Source organism: Oceanobacillus luteolus, from assembly GCF_042678205.1.
In the GTDB taxonomy this organism is placed as follows: domain Bacteria; phylum Bacillota; class Bacilli; order Bacillales; family Amphibacillaceae; genus Oceanobacillus; species Oceanobacillus luteolus.
This window is the reverse complement of sequence record NZ_JBHUDE010000046.1, coordinates 14,267-27,073: the sequence shown is the minus strand read 5'-3', so window position 1 is coordinate 27,073 and position 12,807 is coordinate 14,267. Positions and strand designations below refer to the sequence as shown.

The following is a 12,807-nucleotide window of genomic DNA, read 5'->3' as shown; positions in this document are numbered from 1 at the left end:
TAAAAAAACATTTCCATAAGGAAATGTTTTTTTATTTATGCTTGTTCTACATTTTGGTATGCATCCACAACAGCTGTAATCATAAAACCAATTGCTGCAGCAAATAAAGAAGCAATACCCCAGCCGCCAAATCCAGCACCTAGGAGATCAACTTTCGGTGCTACTGAAGCAACCGCAAGTAGTAATAAACCTACGATAACAAAAAAGAAACTAGCATAATAGCATGCTCGAGAGCTCTTGTTTGTTTTTAATAGAGCAAGGTTAACGATAAGTACTAATGCTGTTAAGATAGCCCCAATTAAAATAACTGATTGTACCATTCTTTCACCCCATATAATGATATGTATCTTCTTATAGTTTATATCTGTTTTGATTCAATGTCAATTGAACATCGTTTCAATTTGTGAACGAAATATTACTTCTTGGAAGAATCACTCATCCAGAGGATATGTAGTTCTTCTAATTTAAAACTACCCTTATCTTTCAGACTTTTGTTATAATTAATTTAAGTTTCCATCATTTTACTCTACTTAAAACATTTAATAAAAGGGGCACTGGAATGAAAAAATTTAATGAGTTTATTTACCAAAGGCCTGATATCGCGGAAGAGAAAAAGAGCTTTCATCAATTATTGAATGCTTTTTCCGAAGCAAGTTCTGTTAATGATGCAATCCAAGCCATCGATGATATCAACACGTTTCGGAACCGATTATCAACGATGTCTGATCTCGTTTATATCAGGGCTTCCATTGACACACGTGATGCATTTTATCAAGCTGAAAAAGACTATTTTGATGAAACACTTCCAATCATCGAAGAGATGAATACCGATTTTTATAAACTTCTCGTGAAATCACCTTACCGCAAAGAGCTTGAGGAGAAGTATGGTACACAGCTCTTCCAGCTTGCTGATATGGCAATAAAATCATTTTCTCCAGAAATTATGGAATTGATGACACAAGAAAACAAGTTAACAACAGAGTATGCAAATCTGGTGGCTGCTGCTGAGATAGAATTTCAAGGGGAAACATATACACTTGCTCAACTTTCACCATTTACGCAAAACAAAGATCGTGAAATCAGAAAGCAAGCCACTGAAAAGATGTTTAATTATTATGCGGAGCACGGGGAAAAATTTGATAACATTTATGATCAACTTGTGAAGATTCGACATAAGATTGCTACTACTTTAGGGTATAAGAATTTCATTGAAGTTGGTTATCTTCGGATGGAACGAATTGGTTATGATGCAAAAATGGTTGACGTTTTTCGTAAACAAGTGCGTGACTACATCGTTCCGCTCGCCAACAAACTATACGATCGCCAAAAAAAGCGTATCGGTGTTGATGAGCTTAAATTTTTTGATGAAAATTTCCACTTTAAGTCAGGTAATGCAAAGCCAAAAGGATCCGCACAATGGATCATCGATAATGGCAAGAAAATGTACGCCGAGCTTTCGGATGAAACAAATGAGTTTTTCCAGTTTATGTTGGACCATGAACTAATGGACCTTGAAGCAAGGAAAGGAAAAGAAGGTGGTGGATACTGTACGTATCTTCCGGACTATCAAGCACCGTTCATCTTTTCAAATTTCAATGGAACATCTGGTGATATAGACGTCCTCACCCATGAGGCCGGGCATGCATTCCAAGTTTATTCAAGCAGAGCTCTCGGAGTTCCTGAATATAACTTCCCAACAAGCGAAGGAGCGGAAATCCACTCCATGAGTATGGAATTTTTCACTTGGCCATGGATGGAATTATTCTTCCAAAAAGATACAGAGAAATATAAATTTTCCCACCTGGCAGATGCGATTCAATTTATTCCTTACGGTGTGGCTGTGGACGAATTCCAACATCAAGTGTATGAGAATCCAGATTGGACACCTGCAGAAAGGAAAGCGGCATGGAGAAAATTGGAGGAAATTTATTTACCTCATCGCGACTATGGAGACAATACCTATTTAAATGAAGGTGGCTACTGGCAAAGACAATTGCATATCTATGAAATACCTTTCTATTATATTGATTATACACTTGCACAAATTTGTGCTCTGCAATTCTGGAAGAGGGATCAGGAAAATCACGAAGCCGCATGGAATGATTATGTTGAACTTTGTAAACTTGGGGGTTCAAAATCTTTCCTTGAACTCGTAGAGGCAGCAAATCTCCGTTCTCCATTTGAAGATGGAGCAGTTGAAGAGACAATTGATGCTATCGAAAACTGGTTAAACGGAGTTGACGACTCTTCGTTATAAAACTGGCTTATCTAATGTGAATACAATATAACAGAAACCAGGCCTTTTATTAAGGTCTGGTAATCTTTATGTAAAAAGTAAAATAACTGAAGTAGCTTATGATACAATAGTGAGAGCATTTGATGAAAGGGGAATTCCGTGAGTTACAAAATTGTTTTTCTTGATATAGACGGTACAATTCTAAAGCCAGATCACAGTTATGATTCTTCTACGGTAAACGCAATCAAACAACTACAGGAGCAAGGAATTCATACCTTTATCGCTACAGGTCGTCCACTCCATGAAATCATGCGACTGGCAAATGAATTACAAATAGATGGGATGATTGGCTATAATGGCGCTTATGCCGTAATCAAAGGAGAAACCATCGTAAATGAACCCTTTGAACCAATGTATGTCCAACAAGTTTTAGAAAAAGCGAAAGATAGCAAGCATGAAATGGTACTATATACAAACGGGGAAAATTATTTCACATCCATAAACGATCCTTTTACAGAAAGCTTTATCGAGACTTTTCAAATGGAAATCAATGTGGAATTAATTCGTCCTCGGACAGAAGATATTTTAGGGATTACGTTAATGAAACTAAAAGAAGATGAAGTAGCCAAATATCAATCCGATGAAAATGTTCATCTGTCTCAAGTTAACGTAACAGGCATGGAACAAGCATATGATGTCATTCGTAATAATGTTAATAAAGGGGAAGCAATCAAGAAAGTCCTTAAGTACTTAGACATAAACAAAGAAGATGCAGTCGCTTTCGGAGATGGGTTAAATGATAAGGAAATGCTGCTATCTGTAGGAACAGGATTCGCAATGGGAAATGCGGATCCTCGGTTGCTTCAATATGCTACGCATCGGACAACTGAAGTTACAGATTCCGGCATCTTTCATGGACTCAAACAGCTAAAATTAGTAGATTGAAAATACCATTAAAAAAGCCCGCCAGGTAGCGGGCCTTTTTATTGTAATACTTATGGTAATACTGGGTCTTCTTGTGTTACACCAACTTCATGGAATGCATCGTTCCACTCTGTTTGGATAGACCAGCCAGTAACACGGTTGTTAACTGGAACTAATACAGAACGGTATAGAGTTGGGAATAATGGTACTTCCTCAACCATCAGTTCTTGCCACTGTCTATAAATATCTTTACGATATTCAATATCCATGGCAGCTTCAGAAGCTCCAGCAGCTAATAGCTCATCGTTTTTCTCACTTGCATAACGAGTGTAGTTATAAGCTGCAGTACGTCCGTATAGACCTCTTTGGTCAACGTCGTAACCAGTACCCCATGCAGCTTGATAAATGTCAATTGCAGGGTCATCAGCTTCTACTCTGTCATAGAATTGGTTGAATTCCATTAAACGTCCATCAACTAGTTCAACTTTCAAACCAACTTGCTCCCAAGCTTGGATATAGTAGTTGGCAATTGGCTCAGCAGTGTCTCCACCTGACATGGAAGCGAATCCGATTACTAACTCTTCTCCATCTGGAGTTTCACGGAAGCCATCACCATCTGTATCCTCATAGCCAGCTTCATCCAAAATACGTTTTGCTTCTTCTGGGTCGTAAGATGGTGTTTCGATTGTATCATCATGGTAATCAGGGAATGCCGGGATGATTAATGTAGAACCGGCCCAGCGAAGACCATTATAGAAACGCTCACCTACAGCATCATTATCTACTGCATACCACATAGCACGACGTAAGTTAACGTCAGCCATTTTTGCATCTGGATCCATTTCTACAGAACCTGCTCCGTCCGGCTTATCAGGATCATCTGGAACCCATTTACCTAGTTTAAATCCGATATACGTATAAGCTGTATCGATTTGACCTAGGAATTCTACGTTTGTAAGTTTTTGTTCAACGTCTGGATATTGATCCGTCGGGAAACTGTCCACAACGTCAATTTCGCCAGTTTCCAAAGCATTTGCAACCGTTTCTGGTGCTACTACTTTAAGTGTGATACTATCCAGTTTTGGAGCACCTTGCCAATAGTCTTCATATGCTGTATAAGTTACAGACTCACCAGGTACAATTGTATCAACAACGAAAGGACCATAGCCGATTGGGTTCACACGCGTTGCATCATCTTCAGGCATTTTTTCAATTGGGATATCCTCATAGATATGTTTTGCTAACGGATATGTCCACATACCACTCGCTAGGAGCGAAGGATTCGGCTCTTTAAAAGTGATCTTAATTGTTTTTTCATCAACAATCTCTAAACCTTCGATTGTGTCAGTTTCGCCGGCTTTATATTCATCCATTCCGACAACATCTTCTACAGCGTAGTAACGAACCCCAGTATATTCTGGATGTCCAATTACTTCATATGCAAAAGCCAAGTCTTCTGCTTTTACCGGCTCACCATCATGCCAATTTACATTGTCACGAATTTTAATGGTAACCGTAGTACCCGCTTCGTCAATTTCCCACTCAGCTGGTCCATCTTGTGTGTAGTTGAAGTTGTTATCGTAGTATAACAAGCTTTCGTTAAAGAACTTCATTACTTCGGCATCTGGGTTACCTTCATAGAAGTTGTAGTTTAAAACACCTTCGAATACTGTGTCTGAAACTAAACCAAAGTTAAGGTTTCCGCCATCGATAGGTTCACCTTCATCCGTTTTGTCTGGTGAAAAATCATCGATAGAATAGATGCCATCTTCAGAACCGCTTTCTTCTTCAGTAGCTTCTTCCTCTGTTTTGGCATCTGTATCTGTATCGCCAGTACCATCTTCAGAGTCGTCGCCACCACTACAAGCTGCAAGCACTAATACGAATAGCAGCATTAAAGCAAGTAGCCATTTGCTAAAGCTCTTACTCATCCTTTTAACCTCCCCTTTAATTCCTTTAAATTTTTACTGTCCATTCCATTGGCGCGGACAGCTTTATACTAAACACCAATATAAGGATAGATATTGATGCAAGTATCAAAAGTATAATTGGTTACTATCCCCTTCTCTGTCTTGCATCCGTGGCACGGCGTAATGCCTCACCAACGTTTCTTACTGCAAGCATCAATAAAAGGATCAATAATGCAGCTGGCATCCAAATCCACCATCTATGTTCCAATGTTTGTGGATTTGTTGCATAACTTAGTAAAGTTCCAAGACTCGGTGTGTTTTCCGGCAACCCAAACCCTAAGAAGGAGAGCCCGGATTCCAATCCGATATTCGCTGCTAAGTTCAATGTCATGGTAACAATAATCAACGATGTGATATTAGGCAGTACTTGTTTGAAAATAATACTTATATCAGAAGAACCTAATGTCTTCGATGCCTTTGCATAGTCCAACTCTTTCTCCTGCAATGCTTTTGACCGGATTAATCTCGCTATCCCCATCCAGGAGAACAACGTCATAATAAGTGAGAAGGTAAACGTATTGTAACTTGGCACGAGTGATACAAATACGATGACTAGCATGATGAACGGTAAAATAAAGAAAAAGTCTAAAATACGCATCATAATATTATCAATATGACCACCAAAATACCCAGATACGACACCAAATACAATCCCGATGATTCCACTGAATAATGTAACCAAGAAACCAATTGTTAATGAGTTCCTCGTACCGATGATGAGCTGACCGAACACATCGCGTCCGCCATAATCTGTTCCTAGAATAAATTCATCACTTGGTGGTTCGTTAATTGCAAATAAGTCAACCCTGACAATTTCATCTTGATTTAAGATCCAAGAGATGCCAAATACAAAGGCAGTTATCAGAATCAAAAATATTAATGAAAATAATGCTAATTTGTCTTTTACTAGTTCCCTCCAAAGAATCCGTAGACCTGAGGGACTTTCACTTTTTAGTACTTGACTGTCAACGTTCATATCTTTAGCTTCCATTTTTTATAATCACCTCAGAGTTTTTCGAGTTTCTATTTAATGCGAATTCTTGGGTCGACAATACTTAAGATAATATCGGATAATAATGCCCCTAATATAGCAGCGACACCGAATAACAATACCAATGCAGTCACAACACTATAATCTCTCATTAAAACAGATTCTAAGAATAACGCTCCCATTCCAGGATATCCAAAGATTCTTTCAATAAAGATTGTACCTGAAATAAGTCCCGTGATTTCCCATCCAAAGAACGCTGCAATTGGCAGTACTGAGTTTCTTAAGATATGCCTGTTATAGACCCTTGATTCAGAAGCTCCTTTTGCTCTAGCGGTAATTATAAAGTCTCTTTGTTTCGTATCAACAATTTCACTTCTTAAATACTGCACCGTGGATACCGTACCTATTAATGCCATTGATAAAGCTGGCAATAGTAAGTGCTGGAACTTACTCCAAACATAGTCCCACGATCCTGGTGAAAGCCCAGGTGCTACACTTCCACTAGTTGGGAACCAACCGAATTGATATCCAAATATCCATAACATTACGAGTGCAAAAATGAATAAAGGTGTAGCGAAACCTAAATATGTATAACCTGTAATTGTTTGATCCAGCCATGTATCATTGTAACGACCACTGATGATTCCAAGCGGAACTGCAATGATATACATAAAAATTAAAGTAACAAGCGATAACCAGAACGTGTTGTAAATTCGCTGTTCAATCAAGTCGGTAACTGGCATTTTGAAACGGAAAGATTGTCCGAAATCACCTGTTACGGCTCCACCAATCCAATCAGTATATTGAACATACCATGGATTGTTCAATCCTAATCTTTCTCTTATTTGTTGTTTTATTTCTGGTGATACGTTCGGATCCACTTGTCCAGTCAACGCATCCCCCGGCATAAATTGTGCCATTACAAATACCAATATACTTAAGAGCACAATTTGTGGGAAAGTAACTAAAAGTCTTCTTACTATAAATTTCCACATACTTGTATCAACCTCTCTCTGGTAATGCAACCCGATGAGTATCAGAGATGTCCTTCAAGCCGAACGCCAAACCTTCAGCATCGAAATACTCGTCATAAGCTTGCTCATATTCCTTTTTGACTTCTTGCCGGAATACATAATGTTTATCCCTATTACGCGGATTGACATCAGGGATCGCTGCAATCAGGCGTTTCGTGTAAATATGTTGTGGATTTTCAAAAATATCATCTTTCGTACCTTGTTCTACATAACGACCTCTGTACATGATTGCAATCTCATCACACATATGTTTGACGACACCTAAATCATGACTGATGAACAGATACGTCAAGCCTAGTTCTTTTTGAATATCCTGCATAAAGTTCAACACTTGTGCTTGCACCGATACATCGAGAGCAGATACAGGTTCGTCTGCGATAATCAATTTTGGTTTTAATGCAATTGCCCGTGCAACCCCAATACGCTGCCTTTGACCACCAGAGAACTGATGCGGGAATTTCCAAATACTTTCTGGAGTTAAACCTACTAATTCCAATAGCTCGTATACCCTCTGCTTCTCCTCATTTTTTGTTAGCTTTTCATAGTTTCGAAGAGGTTCAGCAATAATATCCAACACTCTTTTCCGTGGATTCAACGATGAATACGGGTCCTGAAAGATCATTTGTATATCTTTTCTGATATCTTTTGTTTTATTTTTTATAGATGTAATATCTTCTCCATTGAAAATGACTTGTCCTTCAGTAATCTGTTCTAATCCGATGATTGCTTTTCCAGTAGTTGACTTACCAGATCCAGACTCTCCAACTAGACCATATGTTTTTCCTTGTTCAATCGAGAAGTTTACTCCGTCTACAGCCTTTATATGACCGACCGTTCGGTTCAGAATTCCACCTTTAATCGGGAAGTGCACCTTTAAATCACGTACCTCAAGAAGCGCCATTTGCTTCACCCTCCTTACCTTCCTCCGGGAAGTAAAACTTACTATGACAGGTGCAACGAACGTAATGTCCAGGTGAAACCTCATGCAGTACTGGATTCTCTTCATGGGCAGATTCGTCTATCCACGGAATACGTGCAGCAAATCGGCAACCCGTCCGAGGCAAGTTCTTCAATGATGGAACAATTCCTTGTATCACGTGCAGCTTATCCTGCCCTTCCGTAGGTACAGAATTTAATAATGATCTCGTATAAGGATGTAACGGATTTTCAAATAAGGTATGTACTTCTGCAACCTCTACAATTTCTCCTGCATACATGACCGCGACTCTATCGGCCATCTCCGCAACTACACCAAGATCATGCGTAATTAAAATGATTCCTGCATCCATTTCCTCTTTCAATTTGTGGATTAGATCAAGGATTTGCGCCTGAATCGTAACATCAAGAGCTGTAGTCGGTTCGTCTGCAATTAATAATTGTGGTTTGTTTGCAATCGCAATAGCGATGACGACACGTTGTCTCATACCACCAGATAGTTCATGGGGATATTGCTGATAAACATGTTCGGGACGTGGAATCCCTACTAAATTCAATAATTCAATTACACGATCGTAACGTTGTTTCTTCGACATTTGTGGGCGGTGGAGCACTAATGTTTCCCCAATCTGTGCACCAATCTCCATCAACGGATTGAGAGCAGTGAGTGGATCCTGAAAAATCATTGAGAGGCTGTCCCCGCGTAATTTGTTCAATTCATTAGTAGATGCTTTCACTAAGTCAGTATCTTCCAGGTTGATCTTTCCTTCAATTTTCGCACGGTTATGTAATCTCATAATGGAAAATGCCAGTGCACTTTTTCCTGATCCGGACTCACCAACAATTCCCAAAACTTCATTTCTATTTACAGTTAAAGATACATTATCTACTGCTGCATAATACCCGTCGCCTATTCGAAATGAAGTGGTCAAATTCTCTATTTCTAGTAATCTGTTACTCAAAATGTAATCCCCCTAGCTAACAAATTTCTAAATCAACGAATGACCATTACCTAAGGGCCATAAAAACTATCAGTTTAGTAAAAATCATAAGTTTCTGATAATTTTGATTTACCTGTTTGTTATATTTTATCATTTTTCTAAGTTTATGCAACTATTAATTTTTTCTGGAATTTAGCTGTAATACTATAACACTGACATTAGCATCCTATTAATTTAAACACTATACAACCACATTATTACTGAACTATTGCAAATTCGTAAAATTTGTAATTGAATCGTAAAAATTATAGTAATGCGATTATAAGGGAATAAATTCAAAAAAGCAATATTATTAGGGAATTATTTTAACTTTCTCATTACTGAATTGTCATAAAACAATCTTGAAAACCTTGATATAATAAGGTTTAAAGAGTTTCCGGAAATATGGAAAAATATTGAGTAATATTATATTTCATCTTTATATTTGTCATCTTCCAATAAATTAATTCTTTTTATTTCTTCATCAATGAAAATCTTCAACTGTATTATCCAGCTCTTCTGATATTTGTAGTACAGTTTTTCGTAAAATACGAAACCACTTTAGTTTGTATTATTAAAAATAGTGCATCCCTATTAAGGGAAGCACTATTTTATTAAGCCATTTGCTTGATTTTTTCAAACGGTGAGTTTCCTTCAGCTAATCCTTGAATTTCTGGCATTCTATTGATATCCAGATTTCCACCACTTACGATGACTCCACAATGACGACTTTTTATTTCCTTATGATAAGCAAATAATCCAGCTAATGCTGTAGCTCCTGCTCCTTCAGTCAGTGTTTTATTCCTTTCCAACATAAACAGGATACTCGCAGAAATTTGCTCATCTGTCACAGTCACAACATCATCCACATATTCTTGTATGATGGGCATCGTATATTTTCCAGGTTGTTTCACCGCAATTCCATCGGCAAGTGTATTTACCTCTGGCAAATGGTGGACCCGATCTGTGTGGTAGGTTTTATATACAGCATCTGCTCCACTTGCCTGAACACCGATCACTCTAATATTGCGATTAATATGCTTACAAGCAACAGCAATTCCACTAATGAGACCTCCGCCACCGATTGGTGCAAAAATCGTATCAATCCGATCTTCTTGACGAAGCAGTTCCATTGCTATTGTTCCCTGCCCTGCCATCACATCGTAATCATCGAACGGGTGAATATACACACCTCCGCTCAATAATTCATATTCCTTGGAAGCTTGATAAGCTTCTTGAAAACTTTCTCCAGTGAGTACGACTTCTGCTCCATAATTTCTCGTCGCATGTACTTTGGCTAATGGTGTTTCTTCTGGCATAAAGATTTTTGCTTTCGCACCAAGCTTTCTGGCTGCATAGGCAACTCCTTGTGCATGATTACCAGCAGAAGCGGTTATTACACCTCTTTTCAATTCTTCCTTCGACAATTGCATTAGCTTGAAGCTTGCTCCACGAAATTTAAATGCTCCCGTTTTCTGTTGATTCTCCATCTTGCAGTACACTTTTTTTCCTACCATATCATCAATTGTATGCGAAGTCAGGAGCGGTGTTTGATGAACGATTGGTGCCAACCGCTTCCAAGCTTGATAAATTTTTTCGCCAGTTAATAAATCCCCAAGAAAGCCACACTCCTTATGATCAGTTTCTTCCTATATATATTAATCTTTTTTGTACAACAAATATTATTTTCCTGATTTTCCTAGTTTACAATATTTATCTTTTAAGCTTTTTGATTTTCAAATGTTGTTATCTTTTCTTCCAATAATAAAGTTAAAGCAATATCATCCCAACCATTAATAAGTTTCTCTTTATGGTAAGAAGGTATATCAAAGTTTACAACCGTACCATCATTATCTTTAATTGTTTGCTCTTCTAAATCAACTTCAAGATGAAGTTCCTCATTTTCAGCCTTTGCCTGCCAAGTATTTATTTGTTCTTCATCACTCTTGATGAGAATAATCCCATTCTTCAATGCATTATTGTAAAAAATATCTGCAAAGCTTGGAGCGATAATAACTTTGAATCCGTAGTCTGCCAACGCCCATGGTGCATGCTCCCTTGAGGATCCGCACCCGAAATTCTCCCCCGTCAGCAAAATGGATGCTCCTTCATATTTTGGGTTATTCATACTGAATTCTTGGTTTAATGTACCGTCATCATTGAAACGCCAATGGTAAAAGAGGAATTGACCGAACCCGGTTCGTTCAATGCGTTTTAAAAATTGTTTAGGAATGATCTGGTCCGTATCAATATTGGTACGGTTTAAGGCATAGACCAAGCCCTTATGTTGTCTTATTGCTTCCATAAGAATCCCCTTTCTAGTTAAGTACTCCTGCGTAATGACGGACGTCTACAAAACGGCCTTCCACTGCGGCTGCTGCAGCCATTTCAGGACTTACCAGGTGAGTTCTTGCACGGTTGCCTTGGCGTCCTTCGAAATTTCGGTTGGAAGTTGAAGCACAGCGTCCCCCTGGAGGAACAATGTCATCGTTCATTCCCAAACACATGCTGCATCCAGAATCACGCCATTCAAATCCTGCTTCTTTAAATATTTTGTCAATGCCTTCTGCTTCAGCTTGAAGTTTGACACTAAAGGAACCTGGAACGACGATAGCCTTCACATGGTCCTTCACTTTTCTGCCTTCTACAATCTTGGCTGCTTTTCGTAAATCACTTAGTCTGGAGTTCGTGCAAGAACCGATGAATACATGATCGATTTCAATAGAAGTAATCGGTTGGTTCTCTTCCAATCCCATATACTCAAGTGCACGCTTCACTTCATCCGCATTATCCGATTCAGAAATTCGAGGTGTCGCTCCGCTGACTGGGACACCCATCGATGGATTGGTCCCCCAAGTCACTTGTGGTTCCACCTCACTCGCATCAATCACAACAGTATGGTCATATTCCGCACCCTCATCTGTTGCCAAAGCCAACCACTCTTGGCTTACCTTTTCAAATTCTTCCCCTTTAGGAACATATTCTCTGCCACGTAAGAATTCAATTGTCGTGTCGTCAGGGCTGATTAAACCAGCTCGAGCGCCTCCTTCAATCGACATGTTGCAGATCGTCATCCGTTCCTCCATAGTTAATTTACGAATTGCATCTCCTGTATATTCCATAATATATCCTGTTCCGAAACGGACTCCAAATTTAGCAATGATAGCTAAGATTAAGTCTTTCGCTGTCACCCCTGGTCCAAGGTCACCTTCCACTTTGACATTCATCGTTTTGGGACGATCTTGCCAAATGGTTTGGGTTGCAAGTACATGCTCCACTTCACTCGTTCCAATCCCGAATGCTATCGCTCCAAAAGCACCATGGGTTGATGTATGACTATCTCCACAAACAATCGTCTTTCCCGGTTGCGTCAATCCGAGTTGTGGACCAATAACATGTACAATCCCCTGATCGGGGTGAAACATATCAGCCAGTTTGATGCCAAACTCCTCACAGTTCTTTCTCAATGTTTCCATCTGTTGGCGTGAAATCTCATCCTTGACCACTTCGCGATTTTTTGTCGGAACATTATGGTCCATCGTTGCATATGTTAAGTCTGGTCTGCGAACTTTTCGGTTCGCTAAGCGCAGACCTTCAAACGCCTGAGGAGATGTGACTTCATGAACGAGATGCTGATCAATATACAATAAGTCCGGCTTGCCTTCCTCCCGATGAACTACGTGTTGTTCCCAAACTTTTTCAATAATTGTTTTTGGTTTCCCCATCTTCCTCACCT

The 12,807-nt window shown here is 39.1% G+C and carries 11 protein-coding genes; 2 read left to right on the top strand and 9 right to left on the bottom strand.

Going from position 1 to position 12,807, the window contains the following annotated elements; translation table 11 throughout:
• Positions 1-35: 35 nt before the first annotated feature.
• Entirely contained in the window at positions 36-320 is a 285-nt protein-coding gene (locus ACFSBH_RS10075) for a hypothetical protein (RefSeq protein WP_251512232.1), read from the bottom strand.
• Between the two features lie 239 nt (positions 321-559).
• Between ACFSBH_RS10075 and ACFSBH_RS10070 the strand changes: the two genes are divergently transcribed.
• Positions 560-2,257 (top strand): M3 family oligoendopeptidase, encoded by a 1,698-nt coding sequence (locus tag ACFSBH_RS10070; RefSeq protein WP_379597339.1) that lies wholly within the window; start codon positions 560-562, stop codon positions 2,255-2,257.
• 138 nt (positions 2,258-2,395) lie between these two features.
• Positions 2,396-3,181: an HAD family hydrolase gene (locus tag ACFSBH_RS10065; RefSeq protein WP_251512234.1), complete on the top strand. Its 786-nt coding sequence runs from the start codon at positions 2,396-2,398 to the stop codon at positions 3,179-3,181.
• A 50-nt stretch (positions 3,182-3,231) separates the two neighbouring features.
• Here ACFSBH_RS10065 and opp4A read toward each other — a convergent pair whose 3' ends face one another.
• The 8 genes from opp4A to leuC form a co-directional block, all read right to left on the bottom strand.
• Positions 3,232-5,091 (bottom strand): oligopeptide ABC transporter substrate-binding protein, encoded by a 1,860-nt coding sequence (gene opp4A, locus ACFSBH_RS10060; protein ID WP_379597337.1) that lies wholly within the window; start codon positions 5,089-5,091, stop codon positions 3,232-3,234.
• A 124-nt stretch (positions 5,092-5,215) separates the two neighbouring features.
• Complete coding sequence (locus tag ACFSBH_RS10055; protein WP_251512236.1) at positions 5,216-6,121, bottom strand: ABC transporter permease; 906 nt, start codon at positions 6,119-6,121, stop codon at positions 5,216-5,218.
• 32 nt (positions 6,122-6,153) lie between these two features.
• Positions 6,154-7,116, bottom strand: a complete 963-nt coding sequence (gene opp4B / locus ACFSBH_RS10050) for an oligopeptide ABC transporter permease (RefSeq protein ID WP_251512237.1) — start codon at positions 7,114-7,116, stop codon at positions 6,154-6,156.
• Positions 7,117-7,123: 7 nt separating this feature from the next.
• Complete coding sequence (locus tag ACFSBH_RS10045; protein WP_251512238.1) at positions 7,124-8,056, bottom strand: ABC transporter ATP-binding protein; 933 nt, start codon at positions 8,054-8,056, stop codon at positions 7,124-7,126.
• The gene (locus tag ACFSBH_RS10040; protein WP_285853584.1) at positions 8,043-9,053 is read right to left on the bottom strand and encodes an ABC transporter ATP-binding protein; all 1,011 of its coding nucleotides are present in this window, start codon (positions 9,051-9,053) and stop codon (positions 8,043-8,045) included. Before ACFSBH_RS10040 ends, ACFSBH_RS10045 begins: the two co-directional genes overlap by 14 nt.
• A 632-nt stretch (positions 9,054-9,685) precedes the next feature.
• Positions 9,686-10,663, bottom strand: coding sequence for a threonine ammonia-lyase (gene ilvA / locus ACFSBH_RS10035; protein WP_379597445.1), 978 nt, complete (start codon positions 10,661-10,663; stop codon positions 9,686-9,688).
• Between the two features lie 128 nt (positions 10,664-10,791).
• On the bottom strand, positions 10,792-11,376 hold the full coding sequence (leuD, locus tag ACFSBH_RS10030) for a 3-isopropylmalate dehydratase small subunit (protein WP_251512239.1): 585 nt from the start codon (positions 11,374-11,376) through the stop codon (positions 10,792-10,794).
• A 13-nt stretch (positions 11,377-11,389) separates the two neighbouring features.
• Positions 11,390-12,796 carry a 3-isopropylmalate dehydratase large subunit gene (gene leuC, locus ACFSBH_RS10025; RefSeq protein ID WP_251512240.1) on the bottom strand — a complete coding sequence of 469 codons (1,407 nt, stop codon included), beginning with the start codon at positions 12,794-12,796 and terminating at the stop codon, positions 11,390-11,392.
• Positions 12,797-12,807 lie beyond the last annotated feature (11 nt).